At 45.1% G+C, this 22,131-nt stretch carries 17 protein-coding genes; 14 read left to right on the forward strand and 3 right to left on the reverse strand.

What is annotated here, in order from left to right; all coding sequences use genetic code 11:
- Positions 1–15: 15 nt before the first annotated feature.
- The 6 genes from ACTW1R_RS02845 to ACTW1R_RS02870 all read left to right on the forward strand — a co-directional run bounded on the left by ACTW1R_RS02845 (position 16) and on the right by ACTW1R_RS02870 (position 6,477).
- Complete coding sequence (locus ACTW1R_RS02845; RefSeq protein WP_271814137.1) at positions 16–933, forward strand: WxL domain-containing protein; 918 nt, start codon at positions 16–18, stop codon at positions 931–933.
- 84 nt (positions 934–1,017) lie between these two features.
- Positions 1,018–2,082 carry a WxLIP family cell surface protein gene (locus ACTW1R_RS02850; RefSeq protein WP_218212299.1) on the forward strand — a complete coding sequence of 355 codons (1,065 nt, stop codon included), beginning with the start codon at positions 1,018–1,020 and terminating at the stop codon, positions 2,080–2,082.
- A 367-nt stretch (positions 2,083–2,449) separates the two neighbouring features.
- Positions 2,450–3,871 (forward strand): HTH domain-containing protein, encoded by a 1,422-nt coding sequence (locus ACTW1R_RS02855; RefSeq protein WP_271814140.1) that lies wholly within the window; start codon positions 2,450–2,452, stop codon positions 3,869–3,871.
- A gap of 76 nt (positions 3,872–3,947) precedes the next feature.
- A complete protein-coding gene (gene lepB, locus ACTW1R_RS02860; RefSeq protein WP_086339129.1) occupies positions 3,948–4,427 on the forward strand; it encodes a signal peptidase I in 480 nt (159 codons plus the stop codon).
- Positions 4,428–4,501: 74 nt separating this feature from the next.
- Positions 4,502–5,266 (forward strand): hypothetical protein, encoded by a 765-nt coding sequence (locus tag ACTW1R_RS02865; protein ID WP_271814145.1) that lies wholly within the window; start codon positions 4,502–4,504, stop codon positions 5,264–5,266.
- Between the two features lie 47 nt (positions 5,267–5,313).
- Positions 5,314–6,477, forward strand: coding sequence for a hypothetical protein (locus ACTW1R_RS02870; protein WP_167822113.1), 1,164 nt, complete (start codon positions 5,314–5,316; stop codon positions 6,475–6,477).
- Between the two features lie 54 nt (positions 6,478–6,531).
- Here the strand turns inward: ACTW1R_RS02870 and ACTW1R_RS02875 are convergent, their stop codons facing one another.
- Positions 6,532–6,981, reverse strand: a complete 450-nt coding sequence (locus ACTW1R_RS02875) for a MerR family transcriptional regulator (RefSeq protein ID WP_015509014.1) — start codon at positions 6,979–6,981, stop codon at positions 6,532–6,534.
- 89 nt (positions 6,982–7,070) lie between these two features.
- Here ACTW1R_RS02875 and ACTW1R_RS02880 point away from each other — a divergent pair, with 89 nt between their 5' ends.
- On the forward strand, positions 7,071–8,120 hold the full coding sequence (locus ACTW1R_RS02880) for a zinc-dependent alcohol dehydrogenase (protein WP_240935748.1): 1,050 nt from the start codon (positions 7,071–7,073) through the stop codon (positions 8,118–8,120).
- 130 nt (positions 8,121–8,250) lie between these two features.
- Here ACTW1R_RS02880 and ACTW1R_RS02885 read toward each other — a convergent pair whose 3' ends face one another.
- Together ACTW1R_RS02885 and ACTW1R_RS02890 are read right to left on the reverse strand one after the other, a co-directional pair.
- Entirely contained in the window at positions 8,251–9,414 is a 1,164-nt protein-coding gene (locus ACTW1R_RS02885; protein ID WP_015509016.1) for an NAD(P)-dependent malic enzyme, read from the reverse strand.
- Positions 9,415–9,444: 30 nt separating this feature from the next.
- Entirely contained in the window at positions 9,445–10,773 is a 1,329-nt protein-coding gene (locus tag ACTW1R_RS02890) for a 2-hydroxycarboxylate transporter family protein (RefSeq protein ID WP_015509017.1), read from the reverse strand.
- A gap of 167 nt (positions 10,774–10,940) precedes the next feature.
- On the opposite strand from ACTW1R_RS02890, the gene ACTW1R_RS02895 reads away from it, so the two are divergent.
- The 7 genes from ACTW1R_RS02895 (at position 10,941) to ACTW1R_RS02925 (ending at position 22,061) form a co-directional block, all read left to right on the forward strand.
- Positions 10,941–12,470: a Spo0B domain-containing protein gene (locus tag ACTW1R_RS02895; protein ID WP_489927390.1), complete on the forward strand. Its 1,530-nt coding sequence runs from the start codon at positions 10,941–10,943 to the stop codon at positions 12,468–12,470.
- Complete coding sequence (locus tag ACTW1R_RS02900; protein ID WP_156236320.1) at positions 12,467–13,150, forward strand: response regulator; 684 nt, start codon at positions 12,467–12,469, stop codon at positions 13,148–13,150. The genes ACTW1R_RS02895 and ACTW1R_RS02900 overlap by 4 nt, the downstream gene beginning before the upstream one ends.
- Positions 13,151–13,730: 580 nt before the next feature.
- A complete protein-coding gene (locus ACTW1R_RS02905) occupies positions 13,731–15,185 on the forward strand; it encodes a helix-turn-helix domain-containing protein (RefSeq protein ID WP_489927391.1) in 1,455 nt (484 codons plus the stop codon).
- 52 nt (positions 15,186–15,237) lie between these two features.
- A complete protein-coding gene (locus ACTW1R_RS02910) occupies positions 15,238–15,588 on the forward strand; it encodes an EF2685/EF0750 family sortase-dependent surface protein (protein WP_249270010.1) in 351 nt (116 codons plus the stop codon).
- Positions 15,589–15,761: 173 nt separating this feature from the next.
- Positions 15,762–16,541: a WxL domain-containing protein gene (locus ACTW1R_RS02915; protein ID WP_375826397.1), complete on the forward strand. Its 780-nt coding sequence runs from the start codon at positions 15,762–15,764 to the stop codon at positions 16,539–16,541.
- 226 nt (positions 16,542–16,767) lie between these two features.
- Positions 16,768–17,817 (forward strand): WxLIP family cell surface protein, encoded by a 1,050-nt coding sequence (locus tag ACTW1R_RS02920; protein WP_489927392.1) that lies wholly within the window; start codon positions 16,768–16,770, stop codon positions 17,815–17,817.
- 20 nt (positions 17,818–17,837) lie between these two features.
- Positions 17,838–22,061: a WxL domain-containing protein gene (locus ACTW1R_RS02925; RefSeq protein WP_489927393.1), complete on the forward strand. Its 4,224-nt coding sequence runs from the start codon at positions 17,838–17,840 to the stop codon at positions 22,059–22,061.
- Positions 22,062–22,131 lie beyond the last annotated feature (70 nt).

The following is a 22,131-nucleotide window of genomic DNA, read 5'->3' on the forward strand; positions in this document are numbered from 1 at the left end:
AAAGAAGGAATAAAAATGAAATGGATTCGCTTAACAACAGTCGCTGTACTGACCTCTACGATCTTCGCAGGCGGCGTACAAGTAGTAGCAGATGAGGAAGAAAATAATCAACCAAGAACACCACTTTTTGAAGTAGAGACACCAAATGAGGTTAACTTTGTCGAAGGGGAAGATGACGTTGATGACGTTGAAAATCCAATTCCTTACCCACCAGTTATCATTGATCCGCTTCCAGTAAAAGGTCCATTAACGATCGTTTACGTGCCAGAAATGTTCGATTTTGGTGAACAAGCCATTACTTCATCTTCAGCTGAATATTCTGTGATTGCTGAAATGCAAAAAGTAGATGAAGAACATCCACTTGCAATTGATGATGAGCTTACAGGCGAAGTTCCTTACGTTTCCTTCGCACAAGTCAGTGATACACGAGGAAACAGTGCGGCAGATTGGACGTTAAGTCTTTCTTTAACAGATTTTGTCGGTAAAGATACAAAAGATATCCTCTATGGCGCCCAGCTTCACTTCATTGATCCGCAGATCAAACACAATGATGGTACCGGGCCTGCTAACGAAGCGCCTGTAGCACCAGTAACTGAAACTGATGGCGATCGTGTGATTTTAAATGCTAATACAGATTTAGCATCGAGCATTCCAGTCATGACCGCAGGAGCCAACCAAGGACAAGGACGCTCCTCTGTCTTCTGGGGAGACCAAGACAAAATGATGGAGCAGTTTAATGATGATGATTTTAACGACACGATTCTGAATGATCGTATTCAGCTGTATCTTCCATCAGCTGCGACTCCACAACAAGACACCTATACAGCAACCTTGACCTGGACATTATCTACCACAGTAGGTGAAGATGGTGAAAATGGTGGCGATGAAAATGGCGGCGGTGAAGAGGACAACGATTCAAATCAAGAAGACTAATTTTCAAAGCAACGCAACAATAATGTGAAACAACTGGCAGGAGTAGACCGTTATTCCTGCCTTTTTTTGGAAGGAGAACCAACAGTGATCGAACAACCAACAAACCAACGCTGGCTGCGGCTTTTGACTGCAATGATCATGCTTTGCTCATTGATTACTTTGCCGACACCAGTACGAGCAAATGATGACATAGAATCAGAGTTGAATTTTTTTGTCACCCCGATTTTCCCTGATAGCCAGATAGAAGGCGGTGCCAGCGGCTATTTTGATCTGAATTTAGGCGCAGGGGAACAAGAGGAATTGCAGTTACGCATCCAAAATACATCGGAAGAAACCATCGACGTCGAAGTATCGGCTCATACTGCCTTCACCAACGTCAACGGAGTAGTAGAATACGGTCGTGATGCCGAATATCCTGATCCGACATTGCCGGCCTCGATTGCCGAATTGATTGAAGCACCCGGGGTCATCACCTTAGAAGCCCAAGAAGAACAGATCCTTACCCTTCCTCTGACGATGCCTGAAGAAGAATTTGAAGGAGTACTGGCAGGATCGATCCGAGTAGAAGAGGTCCGCGATGCAGCGGCAGCGGAGGCGGAAACAGAAGGAATCGGGATTCGTAATGAGTTTGCCTTTATTTTAGGAGTCGTCGTAAGCAATAACCGCTCGTCAACGGATCCGGGACTTGAATTGCTGGAAGTTTTTGCCAGTCAAGTCAATTATCGGAACGTGATCAGTGCCAAGATTCAAAACTACACACCGACTTTCGTCAACCACATAGAAATTGATGCCGAGGTTCGTGCCAGCGGCAGCGACACCGTCTTGTATGAAACACAGCGCACAAGTATGCAGATGGCACCAAATTCGCATATGGATTTTCCGATCCCTCTAAACGGCGAGCGTTTCCGTCCAGGAGACTATGTCCTGACTATGACGGCCCGTTCACAAGGGGAGGAATGGCATTGGGAAGAACCCTTTACGATTGCGGCTGCTGATGCTCGACGTTTGAATGAGGAAGACGTGACATTGGAACCAGAAACAAATTGGTGGCTGATAGGCGGAATCGCCGCACTTGTTTTGTTGCTGATCATCGTTGTTGTTTTAATCATTAACAAGAAAAAAAAGGCTAAGGAAAACAGTGAGCAATAGAAGAAAAGACACAGAAAAACGAGCGATCACATAAGATAGAAAGGTTTTGGATTTCTTTGTCTTGCTTAGCTGGTGATGTTTCCTTCATGGAAAAAAGGCAAGCGGCAGCTGCAGTTCCGTTACGCTTTTTTAGTTGTTCTTGAAAAATCAGACAGGCAGACAGCAATACCCTCGCTTTGCTGCTAGCGACCATCGATTTACTGGTGAGAGGAGCAGTAAAAGCAAAAGGGAGGCAGCGTTGTTCCGATGGAAACCGTTGATACCATTATGTGAGCGCAGAAAAACGAGGTTTTAATAAGAATCAAGCAGAAGCTGCTGGAAATTGCCTGCAGCTTCTCTACTTTCGGATGTGTGGGGAGGTGAAACGATGAGAAACAAGCCGTCTTTATTGATGAACAGTTTATTTTCAATGACGCGCAAACGGCAACTGACGATTTTGCGGCAGTTGGAATGTTACGGTCATTTAAGTGGGCAGCAGTTGGCACAAGCGTGCGGTGCTTCACGGCGGACGATTATTTCAGACATTGAGGAACTTCGCCAACTGTTTGGGGCTTCGACGATCCTCGCATCTGCCAGCAATGGCTATGAATTGGTGATCCAAGAATTGGCGGAGTATCAGGAAAAAAAGCGAGCATTGCTGGCGGATGACCCAAATCTGTTGTTTCTGCATTTCTTGTGTCAGCAAGAAACGGGGATACCTGAAAAACTGGCTGCCATCACCGGGTTAGGCAATCAAACCTTTTTGAAACAATGCCGCCAGCTTCAGACCTTGTTCGCTGCTTATGAGCTGACTTTGAATAAAAAGCAGTGGTGCCTAGAAGGGGCAGAAGGAAATATACGGTATTTTTATAAAGCCTTTTATTTTGAGGAAGAGGAACAGCCCCACCAACTCTTTGAGCAGCTGGCTGAGACGTTGACACTGCGGTATCGCCCCTCCTTGCCGATCGATCCAGTGGTTTCGCTGCAGTGGACGAAGGTCTTTCTTTTGCGGGCGCAACAAGGTGGGCGCTTGGAGGAAAATTGGGAAATGGCTGACTTTTGTCGGTTGTTTCTTGAAAAAACGGGCTTTGTCATCGAAGGCTTGGAGGTCTGCAGATCCTTGTCGCAGCAAGAACGGTGTGTCCTGCTATTCCTGATGATGGCAGATGAAGGGGTACTTTCGTTTTTATTGAAACATCCATGGGTCGAAGAAACGGTGCCGTTTGATCCAAGCGATAGTTTGCGAGAGACGTTTCCTAAGCAAGCAGAGACATTGAGAGAAGATCGCGTATTCGTGCAAGTGACGTTAGCAGTCATGTTACTGGATCGACTCTTCCATGTGCCCCCTCCATTACAGCGGGATCGTCAAAAGCCAGCAGTGTCTTCTGGTATTGGAAAGTCTACGGCACTTTCTAGCGCTGCTTCTCGCTACTTGGTGACATTGGGGGAGACGTATTTAAACAAGCAGCAGTTAAAAAACAAACAGCTGATGATCACCTATCACTTGAGTGGAAATGAGAAAATCAAAGGCTGGATCAAGCAACGTCTGAGGGATTGGCTGGTTGCACAAGGAGTGGATGTCGTCGTCGAGGCTACGAGTGAGCTGTCGATTTTCACCGCCCGCCAGGTGTTGGTCACCGATCAACCGCTCTTTTTGCTGGAATTGGAACAGCCCATCTATCGGTTGGAACGACCGATTGAGCCAAATTCCATCGAACGCCTCGGCAAGGCAATTTTAGCCGATTTTCTTGGTTCATGTGAAGGCTCGATTCCTAGTGAAGAGCTTCCAGCAACATCTGCCCTTCGCTAAAAGCGGTAGAGTCAACGGTATAATCAGTCAAAGGCTACGTACGACGTAAAATTATGGTAGAGGAGCAACAGGTATCATGGGTCGATTCCAAAAGCAATGGACACTTCGTGTGTTGGGAATAAGTTGTCTGCTACTGCTGCTGTTCTTTTTCTTTTCAAACTACAAAATTGCTCGGGTCAGCGGTGAGTCGATGGTCCCCATCATTCAAAACAACGAGTTAGTCGTTATTCAAAAGAATCAGCTGCCCCATCGCTATGATCTCGTGGCTTTTGAGCATGAAGGGCGGCTGATCGTAAAACGAGTGATCGGGGTTCCTGGCGATTCTTATGCCCGCAGTGGCAATCGCTTGCTATTGGGTGCGTCAGGTTCCTATTATGATTTTTCCTATACCTTTACGCTGACGCAAGAAACGGCGAGGGAACTGCCAATCGGGGGCATCTTGCAACCAGGTGAGTATTTCGTCGTCGGGGATGCGATCATGCACTCGATCGATAGTCGTGAATTTGGCATGGTGACGAGCGAGGCGCTTCGTGGGGTCGTCTTGAATTTATTTTAAGGGTTCAACGAGGTCAGTCAGCGTGTCGGATTGAAAATCGAGGCTTATTTAGAGACCGAAAGCTGGAAAGGGGGATGTCCGTGAAGATTGTTTATGGCAGTATACTGCTGCTTTGTTTTGTGGCGATCGGGGTACTTGCTCAACGGGGATACCTCGAAATCTTTGTTCGAAGGCTTGAGCGGCAAACAAACATGACGGAGTTGGAAAAAAGAAAACTGGCTTTTTTTAAGCATAAGATTCGTAATGAACATCCGTTAGCGTTGCTGATGGTCAGTGGTCTGTTTCTTTTAAGTCTGCTGCTTTTTACCTTTCCCCATTTTTCCTTACAGACGCAAGTTCGTAGGATTGAAAAGGAAAGCCAGCAGCTGAAACAGGAAATCTTGCATTTACAAAAAGAACAGATGGAAGGGATGCAACAACCGTTATCGGTGTACCCGTCTGCGGGGCTCCCTTTTGAAAGCCTTGCTTGGCAGACGCTGCTGATGGCGGATGATCGAGAAGCGCGATTTCAGCTAGAAGAAGAATTTGGGACACAAGTGACGCCCTTTTTAGGACCGACCGTCGTATTGATCCATATTGACCAACCGCTGCAAGAAATCACCTTAACGAGTGCCAGTCATTTGCGCTCAGTTGACGATTTTTCCACTTGGGAGGCCAACTTGGAACGAATCATCGATGATCTATCACAGGCACAAGGCGTGCAACGGTGCCATTTCGTTTTACAAGTAGCAGATGCGCCCGATACGTCATTTGAACAAACGATCGTCCGTGATGCCCAGGGACAGTGGCAAGTACTCAGCCGAAAAGAGCTTGCTCAAGCTTCAGACACGGGCGCTTAGAAAGAAACAATCAAAAGAGTTATTGATGAAAGGGAGGGATTCATGGGATGAGTAAGAAGAAGGGGCGTGGGTGGTTTTCTGCTCAGACGCTATTCGATGAAATGAACCAAGTATCATTGAAAGAATTAAAAGGATTTGAAGAAACGTATGAGAAAGAAAACGGATCTGCTGAGGCAGCTGTTGTCAGTGGACCAGTCAAAGAAACGATCACCGATACCTCAAAAAAGAAGACTACGAGTAACGATCAAGGGCTAACGGATACCAGTAGTAAACCCCAAAAAGGCAAAAAGCAGGGGCAACGAAACGGGCAGACGCTGGTACCGTCTCCTTCAGCACAAGCAGGGCTAGAGGAACGATCAGCGCCAGAAGGATCGCCTAAGCACTCTGCGCAATCCTGGTCGTCAGAAACTGGCATGCCCCATCCGACAAGCAGTAAAGGGAAGAAAAAGCGTAAAAGCACCAAAAAGCGCAATGACACCGTCAATGCGCCCTTACAGGGCTACCAAGAAAAACGCTCTTTTGAAGAGTTTAGCGCAGAAGCCAACAGGGGGCAGTTGGAGCTGGCGCCTGAGCTACCAGCAGATATGAGCTTTGAACAAACCCATCAAGAGTTAGCATTGGCACGTACGAGAATCACCGAACTTGAAAAACGGCTCCATGCAGAAGCCTTGCAGCGCTCACAATCGGATATCCAGCAAGTGAAAGAAAAAGCGATTTTTGAACGCTTGGATTGGGCGAGAGAAAAACAATGGTATGAAAGCAAAGCCCAAGAACAAAAACAGCTGTTGCTCCAAAAAGAAGAGGTCATCACTAATTTGGCGAACCAACTCGCTGAAAAAGAAGCACAGCTGGAGGAGCAGGCTCGAGGTGTTCAGGAAGAAGAAGCCGCTGCGCTTCGCAAAACAGTCAATGAGCTGCAAAAAGAAAACCAAGAGTTACAAAAAGAAAATCAGCAGTTTCAAGCGGAAATGCGGGATATTTTGCTATTTGCTAGAAAGAAAGCAGATCGGACGCTTGAAGAAGCGCAGGTTGAAGCAGAGCGGATGATCTACAACGCTGAAATGCGCTTGAATATCGCTCATCGGACGGCAAAAGAGATCCTTGATGAAGTGAGCGATACGAAAGAAAACATGAATACCCTCTTTGATTATTTGTATGAACAAGTCTATTCACTAGCAGACAAGCAAGTATTTGAAAAATATCCAGAGTAGGTTTGCTTCGGGCCACTAGAAGCAGACAGATAGTACTGTGAACGATACATAACGTTAGCGATCTTCGCTTTGCGCGGTGAGCGCTTGAAACTTCTCTTTGTTTCTCAAAGACATTTTGATTGGGAAATGGATTTGTTCTGTACCGGCTGCGATCGCTGATTCATAATACCAGCACTTATGGTCGATCAACGCCATCGATTGCTGCAAAGCGTCTATCTGCGCTTGCAGCGCTTTTTTTTGTTCAAGAAACATTTTATGGCGTTCTTGCAGCGAGTCATCACCAAGGCGTGTCAATTGTGCATAATCTTTGATCTCTTTAATGGTCATGCCTGTTTCCTTCAGACATTCGATCAATTCCAGCATCTCAATTTCGGTATCTGAAAACAAACGGTAGCCAGATTCTTTGCGCGCTAACGTCGGCAAAAGGCCTTCTTTGTCGTAATAGCGGATGGTTGACGTAGGGATATTTAAAGCTTTCGCAACTTGGGATATTGTATAGGTCATTTTTTCCACTCCTTAACATTGACTTTGAAGTTAACTTTAATGTTAGTATGACAGTAAGCAAAGGAAAAAGCAATGAGGAGGAAACAGAAATGACAGAAAAAACCATGAAAGCTGCTGTATTAAAAGGACCAGAAACAATCGAGGTCAAACAAGTCCCTGTGCCGAAAGTGGAAGAAGGACTGATCGAGATCCAAGTTTCAGCGTGCGGCGTCTGCGGCAGTGACGTGCATATGTGGCAAGCAGGGAAAGGTTGGGGCAAAACAGGGGAGTCCGATTTTATCATGGGTCACGAGTTTTGCGGTGTCGTGACGGATGCAGGCGATAGTTCCTTTAAAATCGGCGATCGTGTTGCTTTTTGGGCCAATCTTTATTGTGGGAAATGTGATATGTGCCAAAAAGGGCAAGAGCATTTGTGTCGGGAAGTAAATGGCACCAATTATATCGGCTTTGTCTGCAATGGCGCCTATGCCGAACGGTTTGTCGGAAAAGCGTCCAATGCTTATAAATTGCCAGATACAGTTTCAGATACAGCGGCTAGCTTGATTGATCCTTTGATGGTTGCCTATCATGCTGTCCGTAAATCCAACATCAAGTTAAATGACAAAGTCTTGGTTTCTGGAAGTGGGATCATCGGGCAATTGATTGGCGAATTGGCAAAAAAAGCTGGGGCTTCTTATGTGGCGATGTCCAAAATCAACGATACAAAAATAGAGAAAGCCAAGGAATTGGGAATCTTTGACGATTACTTTGACGCCAAGGATCCAAACCGTGGGGAAGTATTGAAAGACGCGTCTGCTGGTGGGTTCGATTTGATTTTTGAAGCAGTCGGTTCCAGCAGTTCCTTAGCGACGTGCATTGAGGCTGCTCGTCCTGGTGCAACGATCGTGGCGATCGGAAATTCCGTTGCTCCCGAAATTCCTTTTTCATTAAATCGGTTGGTCTTGCAAGAAATCAAGCTCATCGGCAGCGTTTCATGCACCCGCCAAGAGTTTGAAGAAACGATCGACTTGATTGCTAGTGGCATGATCGATCCCACAAAATATATCACGGAAGAATACCCATTAGAAAAACTGCAAGAGGCGCTAGAACGCCAAACGTTAGAAGATGATCCATTGGTCAAAGCGGTTGTGACGTTTTAACGCTACCTGCGGCACAGAAGTGAAGAACTTCTGTGCTTTTCGTTTGTAAAAAAGCATCTGGAATAAAAACACAAGCCCCCTCTCAATGTTGATTTGTTGAGAGGGGGCCACTCTTCATTTTATGGCGTAACTATTTTTTCCCAGCATTCTTCACGCTTTCTGCCACGACTTTAGCAACATCAGGCTGAAACGCATCTGGAATGATAGTGGTCGGAGTCAATGCTGATTCGGGGATCAAACTAGCGATCCCTTGTGCTGCTGCGATCTGCATCTCGATCGTGATGTCTCTTGCTCGAGCGTCTAATGCGCCTCGGAAGATTCCTGGAAAGGCCAAGACATTATTGATCTGGTTAGGGAAATCACTGCGACCAGTACCGACGATAAAGGCGCCAGCTGCCAGTGCTTCATCAGGAAAAATCTCTGGCGTTGGATTCGCCATCGCAAAAATCACTGGTTTTTCTGCCATCGTTTTGATCCATTCAGGGTGCAGCACACCAGGAGCGGAAACGCCTACGAAGACATCTGCTCCTTTAAGGGCATCTTCTAGTGTTCCTGTTAGCTGTTGACGATTGGTGACTTTGGCGATTTCTGCGTGATGGGGCGCAAGTTCATGGTTCGTTTCTGAAAGGATCCCTGCTTTGTCGACGACCGTGATGTGTTTGATGCCAGCAGCCAGAAATTTTCGGGTAATGGCAAGGCCAGCAGAACCACCGCCGTTGATCACGATTTTGACCTCTTCAAAGGATTTGTCGATCAGCTTCAGGCTATTGATCAAAGCGGCTAAAACGACGATGGCAGTCCCGTGTTGGTCATCGTGGAACACGGGGATCGGTAATTCCTCAATCAAGCGTCGTTCGATCTCAAAGCAGCGAGGGGCGCTGATATCTTCTAGATTGATCCCACCAAAGGTTGGTGCGATCGCTTTGATCGTTTGAATGATTTCTTCGGTGTCTTGCGTGTCTAGGACGATCGGGATAGAGTCGATCCCAGCAAAGCGTTGGAACAAGGCCGCTTTGCCTTCCATGACCGGCATAGCGGCTTTGGCACCAATGTTGCCCAAACCTAAAACTGCCGAGCCATCGCTGATCACGGCGACGGTATTTTTCTTCGTGGTCAAGGTGTAGGCGAGTTCTTCGTTTTCCGCAATCGCCGATGAAACAGCTGCGACCCCTGGAGTGTAAGCGATACTTAAATCTTCTTTTGAGTCAATAGTGACTTTAGAAACAACAGCTAATTTCCCCCCATTTTCCTCGGCTTGTTTCATAGCTGCTTCTTTGACATTGATCGTTGACATTCTTCATTTCTCCCTTCCGATTTCAAACAATTAAAATAATAGTCGTAACAGTGCGGTCATTGAGATAACCGTGATCGCGCCACCCAAACGTGTAGCTACTTGGGCAAATGGCATCAAATTCATGCGGTCGGCGGTACTTAAAATCGCGACATCGCCGGTTCCACCCATTCCGCTTTGGCAAGCAGAAACGATGGCCGCTTCGATGGGGTACATATTCATAAAGCGAGAAACGACAAAGCCCGTGGCGATCACGGTGAAAACAACGCTGATAACGACTAAAAAGTACTGCCAGGTCAGCATGCCGACGACATCCTTCAAAGGAATATAAAGCAGTCCTAATCCTGCCATGAGTGGAAATGTAAAGTTACCCGAGATGAATTTGTAAAGCTGTTTCGATCCTTTTTGGGTTTCTTTTGGTACGACATTCAAATATTTCAAGAAAGCGGCTGCTACGATCATGAGTACAGGTCCAGGGAACCCAGTGACGTGTTCCAACAGACCGCCTAGAATAAAGAGCGTACAAGCGGTCAGCACACCTGCGCCCATCAATTTGACATCGATTGGCGATTGATCTTCAATCAACGCATCTTTCAAATCATCCCCATCACTCATTTTAACGAGTTGGCCTTTTCCTGAAAGCCGCGGTTTTTGTTCCCCTAAGCGAGTCAACAAGCCAGTACAAACGATCGCGAAAAAGTTGCCGATGATGGTGGCTGGAATCAACTGCCCGACTAATTGCTCGCTACCTAAACCAGTGATGGCACTATAGCCTAAGGAAAGCGGCAAGATTCCTTCCCCAATACCGCCAGCTAAAACAGGAGTCACAATAAAGAACAAAGTGTGTTTCCAATCTAGCCCTAACAGGACACCGACAAGCGTACCTACGCCCATCGCTAAGACCATGCCTAACATCATAGGAATGATCATTCGCATCAACCCTTGGACTAAGATTTTGCGATTCATCCCTAAAATACTGCCGCAAACCAGACAGGCGATATAGAAATAAAGAAAGTTCGCTTGCTTCATTAAGATATTGGTTGATTCCAATACGTTTTGATTGATGAGATTAAAAAAGACCAGGATTGACGGAATCAACAAAGAAAAAATAGCGGGACCACCGAAATTCTTAATGATAGGGATGTTGGCACCAATCGTTCCTAATAACCAGCCTAAACTTAGGATAACTGCGAAGCCACCCAGCATATTGACAGGCAGTTGCTGCAGAAAAGCAGTGATCAAGATAATGGCAGACATTACCAGATAGACGGGCAAGGGAACGGAACCAACATAGAAAGACCACCACTTTGCTTTGGTTTGCGTTTTTTCAACAACGGGTTGTTTTGCGACGACTTGTTTCATTCAAATACCTCCTTTGGATGTCTCTAGTATAAGGAAGCGCTCACAAACAAAGAAGATTATTTAACTAATTTAATTAAATGCAACTTAAAAAAAGACCTTCGGAAAAAGATTCCTATGTTAAAATGAGCGTGTAATGAACGCTTATTAGCAATTGAGGAGGAACGACTATGCGGGAGCGGCCAGTCCGGCTGTGGATGCTGTTAGTAGGGATTTTTACCAGTACCTTATGTATCGTTCTAACATTATTTTATGTACTGATGATGATGGAACAAAAAGAGCAAATGCACCGAGATGAAGAAACGCTGCTGCTATCGATCGGCCGTCAGTTAGCGTCAGAAGCGGAGGTCAAGCAAGCACTGCGGGATGAGAAAGCCAGTCCCCAGTTGCAATCATATACCAATGAATTAGCAAAAAATTATGGGTTGGACTTTATTGTTTTGATGAACCAAGACGCTATTCGGATCACGCACCCAGATCCTGAAAAAATTGGTCAACCTTTTACTGGTGGCGATGAAACACCTGCCATTGAAGGCAAGGAGTCTCTCTCCATTGGCAACGGCACCTTAGGACAATCCTTCCGGGGGTTCGTTCCAGTGAAAGAAGATGGAGAACAACTTGGCGTCGTGGCATTAGGGATTAAAATGACTTCACTGCAATCGTTGATCTTACTATCACAAAAAGGCTATCGGAAAGCATTGTTCATCAGTTTGCTATTAGGCGGGGGGATTGCATTATTCGTGGCATTTTATTTGAAACGCCAACTGCATAATTTGGAACCACAAGAAATCTCACGTTTGTTAGAAGAGCGCAATAGTATGCTGGAAGAAACCAAGGATGTTGTTTTTGTCTTAGACTTAGCCAAGAACATCTTGCTGGCAAATCGAGCCGCCACGGCATTGCCGCTTGCTACTGCATCAGAAGATGGCTTGGTTGGCCAATCCCTGCTAACGATCCTGCCTGCTTTGCAGCATGTTGATTTTGACAAGAAGCAAGAGCGGTTAGTACAGCAAGAAGGGCAGGACTATGTCTTTTCATCGGCGCCGATCATCGTGAGAAATCAGCAGATAGGGTATATTATTTTTCTAAGAAATGCGACAGAGTCCTTATTCATTGCGGATCAGTTGGCAAATACGACAGCCTATGCGACGGCACTGCAAAGTCAAGCCCACGAATTTATGAACAAGCTGCATGTCATCTATGGTTTGGTGGACTTAGAAGCCTATGAAGAGTTGACGATCTATTTAGATGATATTTTGAAACCAGAGAAAGAATTTGCTCATCGGCTAGCGATTCTCATTAAAAATCCCTTGCTGGCAGGTTTTTTGATTGGCGAGCGGCAAAAATTTTTAGAAAAGAAATGCCAGCTGTTGGTAGAAATTTTTCCAGAGATTCCCCAAGGAGCCGTTGCACATGAAACCAAAGTCTTATTAAACCTTTATCAATATATACATCATCTTTTGCTGCAAAAGCATTTGACCCAAGAGGTATTTATGAAAATCGAGTACCAAGAAAATCAACTGCAAACGAGTTGGCAGCTAGCGGAAGAAATGCTGACACCCACAGAACAAGTGACTTTACAGCGAGTTGGCTATTTTCAGCAATTGTTGCATGAAGTCAACGGGAAAATCATTTTTCAACAAGCCCAAGGTGTTTTGGAAGTGACGATCACGAATGATTATCGGAAGGAGCAGCTATGAAAGCCAATATTTTGATTGTTGAAGACGACCCGATGGTTCAATTTATTCATCGCAGCTATTTAGAACGTTTGGCGGTTTTTGAGCGAATTTTTTCGGTGGAAACAGTGGAAGAAGCGCAAGAAATGCTGCAAAAAGAAACCATTGAGCTGCTCTTGCTGGATATCCATTTGAAAGATGGTAATGGTTTGGAGCTGTTGCAAACATTACGGGAACAACAACAGGCTGTGGATGTCATCATGATCACGGCTGCCGATGAAACACGATTGATCAGCCAAAGCCTGCATTTGGGGATGCTGGATTATTTGATCAAGCCGTTTTCCTTCGAACGATTTGCCCAAAGTATCCAAGTATTTCAGCAACGACGGGAAAGCCTCAAACATCCACGGATCGCTCAGCAGCAAATCGATCTGCTGCTGCAGGGAAACCAAAAAAGTCCGTGGATCGAACTGGAAAAAGGGTTGACAGAAGACACGCTTCAGCTGATCCAAGAAACGATTCGTACCATCAAACAGCCATTTACAGTCCAAGAATTGGCGCAAGCTTGTGCATTGTCCCATGTATCGGTACGAAAGTATGTCGCCCATTTAGAAAAGACCAAAGCCATTTGCAGCGAAAATGTGTATACAAAAATTGGGCGTCCATATAAACAGTATTTTTTGATCACTGACAAAGAAGAGTGAGCTTTGTTATCTTTATCCTTATCAGTGTTTTTGAAGCTAGCCAGTTCTCATGGTACTCGCCAAAAACAACGGTTCAAGTGATCTACCACTTGAAGGGGCGGTGAGCAACGGGCTGCATGGCTGGTGATTCCAGGCGCAATCATGGTAGGCGGTGTGTTAATAAGCGTACTGAAAAAGAAATAGGAGATGGTTCTAACTTATAATTCTATATAGTCAGCTAGACAAGTGTCTAGCTGCTTTTTTGTGCTTCAATCAGTTGAAATCGGCGCTGTTACTAAAAAAGCTGTGGCTTATTTGTGAGTATAGCTAGAAATTGATAAAGGAGAGATAATAAACAAAAACGTAGCGGAACTATTTAAAATAACAATTAATATTTACCTTTGAGAGTCTAAAAAATAGATGAATATTGATAGAAAGTCAATATTTTTGCACCCTCGTGTGCAAATGCTGGATAAAAAATAGGTGGTAATTTTGTTAGAATCAAACAAGAAACATTGCAACGATTCGAAGGCAGCGCTAAAGGAGGGACCTACGATTTGATAAATAATTTATAGGAAATTTGCTAAAGGAGATTAAGCCCGTGAACAGTCTTACATTCCAATTGGTAACGAACTCAGTGAATCGAAGAAGCCTAATACTATTGGCGTACATGGAAAACGAACAGATTTTGAGTGTCAAGCAGCTCTCAGAAAAAGCGAGTATTTCTCGGCGGACGATCTTAACGGACTTAAAAGCACTACGCACATTTTTTGGTGATACGATCTCTCTTGAAGGGACCCATCACGGGATGAAGTTAGTGATCAAGGATCATGGTGAGTACTATAAAAAACGACGCGCTTTCTATGAGCGAGAACCACTGATTTTATTAGTACAAGCTTTTTATGCGGGTCAAACGTTTCCTTTTCTAGCTTGGATACGAGCCATGCATATTTCAGAATCAACGGCAAATCGACTCTTAAAAAAATTACAGATGATTCTTGATGAATACGGTTTGGTGGTAACCAAAGCACCGATTGGGCTGATGGGAGAAGAAATCAATCAGCGAAAGTTCTTCTGGGATTTTTATTGCGAAACGCACTATTTTGAGTTGCCAGTTATTGATCATCAGCTCCAAGAAACGCTTTTAAAAAGAATTGAACAAAACGTGGGGATCGTTTCAAGAAAAAAGCTTCTCAATATTATTCGTTTGTCTTTTCAGCGTGCCACTTTTGGAACCTTGATCGTTGATCCTGAGGTCCTAGCAGTGATCCAGCAAGATCCGCTTTTTCTGACGATCAAGGAAACACTTCAAGAAAGTAGCAGTCTTCAACCCATCGCAAAAAAACGGCTCCTTCAGGAAGCGTGTTTTATTTACCTAATGCTCTATGCGCAGTGGGCGCTTCGGGGGAAAACGAGGATTCCCCTCAATACCTTTTCAAAAACGAGTAAGCGATTCGTTGAACTTTTTGTTGCTTTTTTTGAACAGCACAATTCTTACCTTGACGAACCTTGTGCAATTCAACAGGTCGTTGAAGATTTTTTAGTACGACAATATGCAAAAGTTGGTTTAGCACCTATCTACCTAAAAAATCCGGATAGTACGAATCAATTTGTGTTTTCTTTGCCTTTTGATCTGTATGAGCCTTTGATTAGGTTTATGGAAGTGAATGAGATTCCGCAATGTTTCAAAAATCAATTTTTGACGGACTTTTGTTGTTCCTTCGTTCTTTATCTTTTTGGCAATCAATTGATTCGGGTTTCGCAAAAAATCGTGGTGTTACTTGCCAATAATTATGTGATCGATGAATGGGTCTATAGTATCTTTGAACATCATTTTAGTGGTCGAATGGCTGTGCTCTATGAAGAGCAATTAACATCGGAACAGATCAACCAGCTTGACTGTGATATTTTGATCACCAATATCATCCCATTTGATTACTCCATAGAAAAGCAACCGCAGGTCTTTTTTTTGCCTAAATACATTGGGTATAAAGAAGCGATTAAAATGGTTGTCTCCATCCTAAATGAAGGATTGGAGGACTTCGTTTGTGTCTGAAGTATGTTTTTGGGAAGAGAAAAAGGAGTGAAAGGAAAATGAGGGGGAATACATGGCGCTTCGTAAATTGAGGTATTTTATTGTACCAATGTTGCTGTTAAGTTGTCTGCTAGTCGCTGATTTCGTAGAAGCCAAAGAAGTGTCCACCGCTAGAACAGAAGGGGTCATCCGTTTTGTTGGTGGCCAGGAACCTGAAAAGCCAGAGCCCAAACCGCCGACAGGGGAATGGCGAGCACCTGAAGAAGATTCGTCTGATAGCGCAAAAAATGATCGTTTTCCGCAAACGAACAGTCACCAACGACTACTTATTTGCTGGATAGGTCTGCTGCTCGTCATCTTGAGTGTGGTTGTTTACTTGAAACGATGCGCAGGACGATCCGCTAACGAGAAAAATGGCCTTTAGGCAATACGGTCGCGCGCTTGTTTTAGGATAAGGCAGTTGTGGATTTTGAAGAAAAGGAAAGATTAGTAAGTCATCTGGCAACCAATTCTAGCGAAAAAAGGTTTATGCATCGATCAATAGTAATCATCGTAGAGTCTTTCTACGAATAATAATAGTAAAAGGAGTAATTTTTTATGAAACGTATTTATTTAGCAACAATCAGTATCATGAGTATCGCTGTGTTATCTGGGGGAGTGACCGCAGCAGCAACACCCATCCTGCAAGGAAATACCGAAAATGAAGTAGACTTCATCCCTGGGAATGAGGAGGAGATCGATGTTGAATTACCTGAAAAAGAGCCAGAGGTAGAAATTGATCCGATCGATCCAGAGGTAACCGGTCCATTCACTTTGGTGCATGTGCCAAAGCGCTTCGATTTTGGGACCCAAGTGATCAGCACAGGACCTGGAAAATCCGCCATGCTTGCGGAGCTAGAACGACTGTCTGATGGGTCAGGAACCGCGCCATATGTCTCTTTTGCTCAAGTATTGGATACCCGTGGTGGACATAACGGTTGGACGTTAAATGTCGACTTGGATCAATTTACAAGTAACGATGCCACTTTGAATCATAAATTACGTGGGGCTTATATCGAATTTCAAAATCCACAGATTCGTTCGAATGCATTAGATCCGGCTACTTTCCCAACGGCACCTAGCGATCAATTTAACCATCAAACTATCGACGTTGGGACGGAAGGCAACACCTTGATGTCTGCAGCTCCTGGCCAAGGGGCGGGTCTTTCAACGGTTCAATGGGGTGATCAAACCCTGCTAAATCAACAGCATGCAGCTGGGGAAGAGGATATTCTCAATGAAGCGATTTGGCTCCATATACCGACAGGAGCGAATCCGCAAGCAACCGTTTATACGGCTACTCTGACTTGGCATTTAAGTGCCACTCCTGGTAATTAAGGAATAAGTTTTTTGGAAGAACACAGCAAAGAAGCCGGTCTTTTAGCTTGGCTCAAAAGCACGAATAAGGGCACATGGATTTAACGGATCATTTTACCAGTAAACGCGAGAGCGAATGATCCGCGTGTTGCGATTAGGGAAAAACGAATCGGGAAAGTGAGCAAGGGATATAGGGAATAGGCAGGAGACGAGTCGTTCCTGCCTATTTTGAAAGGAATGATTCATTATGAAGACACAAAGCAAGAGATCAATCAAAAAGAGGCTAGTAGCTGGGTTTGTTTTACTGGTGATAGTACTCGTTGGATTGCCGATGACAGGTTGGGCAGAAACACAATCAGAATTGCCATTTCATGTGGTTCCTAATTTACCGGAAAGCCAATTGCCAGATGGGAATAGTGGCTATTTTGATCTAGAACTAGCGCCAGGGACCGATGATGTTCTAGGAGTGACGATTCAAAATCGCGCGGAAAAGGAAATCACGATCGAAATATCCGCGCATACGGCGTTCACTAACGGAAATGGCGTCGTGGAATATGGCAAAGATGCCGCAGAACCTGATCCGACTTTGCCTTATTCGATAGCTGATCTAATCGAATCACCTGGAGAGATCATTTTGTCAGCCAAGGAAAAAAAGACGATCGAGTTACCCATACATATGCCTGAAGAAGCCTTTGCTGGTAGTCTAGTCGGCGGTTTACGTATTCGAGAGGTCATCGCAGAAACGACTGGATCAGAGGAAGAAGGTGTTGCGATCCAAAATCGGTTTGCTTATATTCTAGGCGTCGTTGTCCGCAATGAAGCTTCTATTATTGAACCAGAGCTTGCGTTATTGGATGTGTTTGCCGGTCAAGTCAATTATCGCAATGCGTTTCGGGCAACGCTGCAAAATCCGTTGCCGCGTTTTGTCAATCGCCTAGAGGTAGAGGCAGCTGTTCGACGAGCGGATCAGGAAGACGTTTTATATGAGGCGCAGCGTGAAGGGATGCAAATGGCGCCAAATTCACACTTTCATTTTCCCGTTTCATTGCAGGGGGATCGTTTTTACAGCGGAGAATATGTAATGAGCCTAACCGCTCGAGCTGAAGGCGAGGAGTGGACCTGGGAATTTCCGTTTACTGTGGAAGCAGACACAGCACGACAGTTGAATCGTGAAGATGTCACCATTGAAGAGGAGCAAAACTGGTGGTTGATCAGCGCATTAGGACTAGTGATTTTCCTTCTTGGCATAATCATTTGGCTGTTATGGAAGAACAAAAAGCCGACCATGGATACGTAAGAAGTAAAGGAGAGCATGGAATGAAAAAGCAAAACTTGAAGTATTGGATTCGCTTGCTGCTTGTTTTTATGGGATTACGCGTGATGAGTGTCCCTCTCATCGTTGTTTTTGCTGAAACCGAGCCGCCTTACCTTGCACAAACGCTAACGGATGAGGGCGTTCTTGAGGAGTTTGCCGCAGAAACCTCTGAGCCTGAAGGGACGGTGCAGTTCAAAGAACCTAAATTTGCTGGTACGGTAGGTCAACCGCTTACGATCGAATTGGTCAGCGACCAAGCAGTGGCAGAAATCTTCCTAGAATTACCAGCAGAAGTCAAGCTGATGACTGATGTATTGGCGCCCGGACAAACAGCAGTAAAACAAAGCGATCAAGGCTGGCAGATCAAAGCAAGTCAAGCGCAGCAGACATTTTCTGTCTTGGTCGTTGCCGAACGTCCTGGAAGTTTTGTTGTAGCCAGTGTAGGGAATGAAGCGATCGTCGAAATAGCTGCCGCAGAGACAGAAAATGAGGAAACACCAAAAGACATGGAAAACGAGTCCCAAAAATCGCCAGAAAAGGACAATGATCCTGCTGAAAAAGCAGCAGACGACGAAAGTTTGCAGCAAGCGTCAGAAGAACAGGTGGCTAGTGCGATCGTACCAAGCTCCTTTGCTGGTGGCACAGCTTTTGTAGCGAACATGTCGGAGTTTATTAGTGCTTTACAAGATCCAGCCGTATCAATTCTTTCCTTACAAGCAGACCTTGTCCAATCTACCCTCAGCATAATGACCATCGATCGTCCGATAATGATTCAAGGAAATGGCCATACACTGACCTTCACTAACAATAGTGCCTATTTTCGATTATTAGCTGTTAATGAAGAAACGATTTTTCGTATTGAAAATCTCACGTACCAAAAAACAGGCAACACCGCTTTGATCCAGACCACCAATGCGTTGAGTCAAAACTGGGTCGTTGAACTAGAGGGAGTGGAAGAAGCCGCGGAGAATCGGTCGCCTTTTATTTTAGCACGGGAAGCGACGGTTCGTTTTACAGGCGGTATCAATCGCTTTGAAGCAATGACGATGGATTCCGATACTCTGTTCAATCTGAAGGAAGTAGAAGCGAGCAATCAAGCACAGGTGGTTATTAATAAGCCGAATATGTGGATTTTTTATACAGCACCAGATATTCAAGAGCCACGATTTTTGCTTGGCGAAGAGACCCAAATGACCATCACTACGCGACAAGGGGATGCGAATACGATCGACCTGCGTGGCGATAATGGTCAAATGACAATTAATCACGGTGCCTCTTTAATCATTCAAAGCCCTGGAACAGCTGTTGATGCGACGATTTTGAATAACAATGCCGTGATCCTATCTGGGAAAAATCCCCGATTTATTGTAGCAGAGAACTCGGTTTTTTCCATCGATGTTGCGTTAAGAAAACGCGGGCTTGTTCTGACTGGCGAGCAACCAGAATTGACGATCCAATCTGGTGCAAACGTAACGATAAACACAATGCATGCGAGCGCCATTCTCTTAAATGGATTCTTTCCTTCTGCTACGATCTCAGGAGATACAACGCAAGTGCGAGTGAAAAATGAGACGGCAACAGATGCCAATGCGATCGAACTATTAGGAGACGACAGCAATTTTTATCTGATTGATGGAGGTACGCTCATTGTAGAAAGTCAAGGAGTAGCGACGGACACTTCTGAAGAACAAAATATTGCACTACTCATGAAGGGCGCTGATCCAAGAATGATAGTGGGGGAAGCTGCCTTATTGCAAATTGAAACGACACAAAAAAGGCGCGGCATTTATCTGACTGGAGAGAATCCTGAGTTGACGGTCCAGAACGGGTCAAAAGTACGCTTGATAGCCGAAAATGCAAATGCTTTACGAGTCAACGGAAAAAATGCCGACGTCACCATTAGTGGCGAAGACACACATGTACGGATTTTCAGTGAGATTGCAGCGGCAGAAGGAGCAGCAGCTTTTGTTTTAACGACACCGTCGAATGCGGCAGAAGCTGGCGTTCTTACTTTGAGTCAATCAGCAATTTTAGAGGTTGAAAGCATCACTGCTAGTGCGATCAATATCACCAGTCTCAACTTTACCTTTGAAGTGCAAAGCAATGGACAACTAATAGCTAGCAGTCATGAGGCTGACGGTGACCATGCTGTGATTCGCTTTTTATACTTCGGTATGGTGACGTTTCATGTGACGGATGGTGGAATAGTAAATGTTCATAAAAAAGGGGGCAGCGCACCCTTGATCCGAATTCCTAGTGGAGGAAATTCTTTTGAGATCACCGAAGGCGGCATCGTTGATCTTTATAATCCAGGAAATGGCAACGCGCATGATGGGAATGTTGCTGGAGGAAACCAAGGGATTTTTTATGCGAGAGGTATCCATGATAACGGGACAGAGAATAATTTTTCAATCGTAGGTGTCGATAGTAAATTTATGTGTGTAGCAGATAGTGGTCCAGGGATCGACATGCACACCTACTTCAATTCAACAATTTACGTTGAACAAGGATATTTCCAAGTGGAAGGGCGGACCAGTACCCCGAATGGTGGGGTATTTCGTTCAGGCAAACTATCTGTCTTCTTGAATGATCCAGTCTTTTTTGATTTTCGTAACGATCGGCTTGATGGAGGAAACATCTTTAGTGTTTCTAATCTTTCAACATTAACGGCGACGAATAGTGACTTAGCTGTCTGGAAAAATGGGTCAAATCTTTTTGGAGATCCCGATCTAAATTTCCCAACCCTTGATTTTGCTTTTTCAGGCGCTGATTTTGGCCTGTTGGGTTTGACGAATAAGCCAGAGATATTGAATACGGAGACCTTTGGCAATCAGGGACTGACGGCATATTCTCGCGTAAGTTCAAACAATGCGCGTTGGGCGATCGTTGATGAGTTGCGGGTGCCGACGAATGCGGACAAAAAAATTCATGGGCGAGTCAGCTTGCCTGTTGGGTTTGACGGGACTCGACCAGCTTGGGACGATGAAGCGAAAGTGACCGTTGAAATTGAAACAGCAGATGGTCAGAAGGAAGAAGTTACTGCAAAAACCGTTGGACATACAGAAGACACACCGGGGATCAGTATCTATGGAGAAGAGGCGCAAGGAGGAATTTTTGAGATTCCTCTTGTGGCTCCCTTGGAAGCAGGAACCATCGTCCGAGTCATCGCCGTCGAATTAACCAGCGGCGAACTGACAGAAGGTGCCCAGCATCAAATACGAACCGAGCCCGTGCAGGTTTTCCCCATTTTGCCGCCAACGCCCGCAGCTTTTGCTTCCTACGTTCTTCTTGAAGAAACAAACGAGATCCATGGCCACACGGAAGACACAAAGGTTGAGCTAAGTGCTACCCATAATGGTATCTGGTTTGATACAGAGGCGGTGGTTATCGATGAAGAGGGAACGTTTACGATTGATGTAAGTGATCGGCAGTTAAAAGCGGGGGATGAGATCCAAGTCTTTCTGAAAGATTCTGCTGGTTCGGCAAAAGAAGCTGGAGTGATCAATCCGCCGTCAACGAATGACGAACAGGGCAATCAGAATCCAGCTTCAGAACTCGTTTTTCGGGATACTGTGTTTCCCGCTGCAACTACCCTGCGAATCGCCCAGAGTGGCCCACTGCCGCCGGTTGATCCATTGGAACCAGATGTAGAGGTGAACCCAGAAAATCCACCGATCATTCCTGAAGACCAAGGATTACTTAGTCTTGATTTTGTTTCTCAGTTCCGATTTGGTCAAGCGCCGATCCGCAGTACCAAAGGAACGTATCACGCATTGCCTCAGCAAATGATTCCTACTGAAGGGGCAAGCGAAACTAAGGAACGTCCAAATTATGTACAGATAACGGATCAGCGTCAGGATACAGAAGAGACGAGTTGGCGTCTATCTGCGACTCTTAATTCACAGGGCTTTCGAAATGAAGACAATGAGCCCTTGATCGGTGCTCAAATCAGTTTAGCCAATCAACGGCTTATGACGACTTCAGAAAATTCCAATGCTAGTATGCCAGAGCTTTCAACGATGAAGGATAGGGTAACTTTGGCGCCAGGCGAAGCGCAGCCTCTACTAACTGGCGATAGTCAGAGTACGGGAACATGGGTCTATCGTTTTGGTGATCAAGAGACGGCAGCCACCAGTGTCACCTTAGAAGTACCTGCTGGTGCAAATCCCAAGTTGGGACGGTACCGTGCAACGATTGAATGGTCGTTAAGTAGTGTGCCAGAGTGAAGAACAAATACTACTCGTCCATAGAAACGAATGGAAAAGACGTGTGCGGCGTTCAAGTGCCGCACACGTC

It is taken from the genome of Enterococcus sp. R12, from assembly GCF_058135755.1.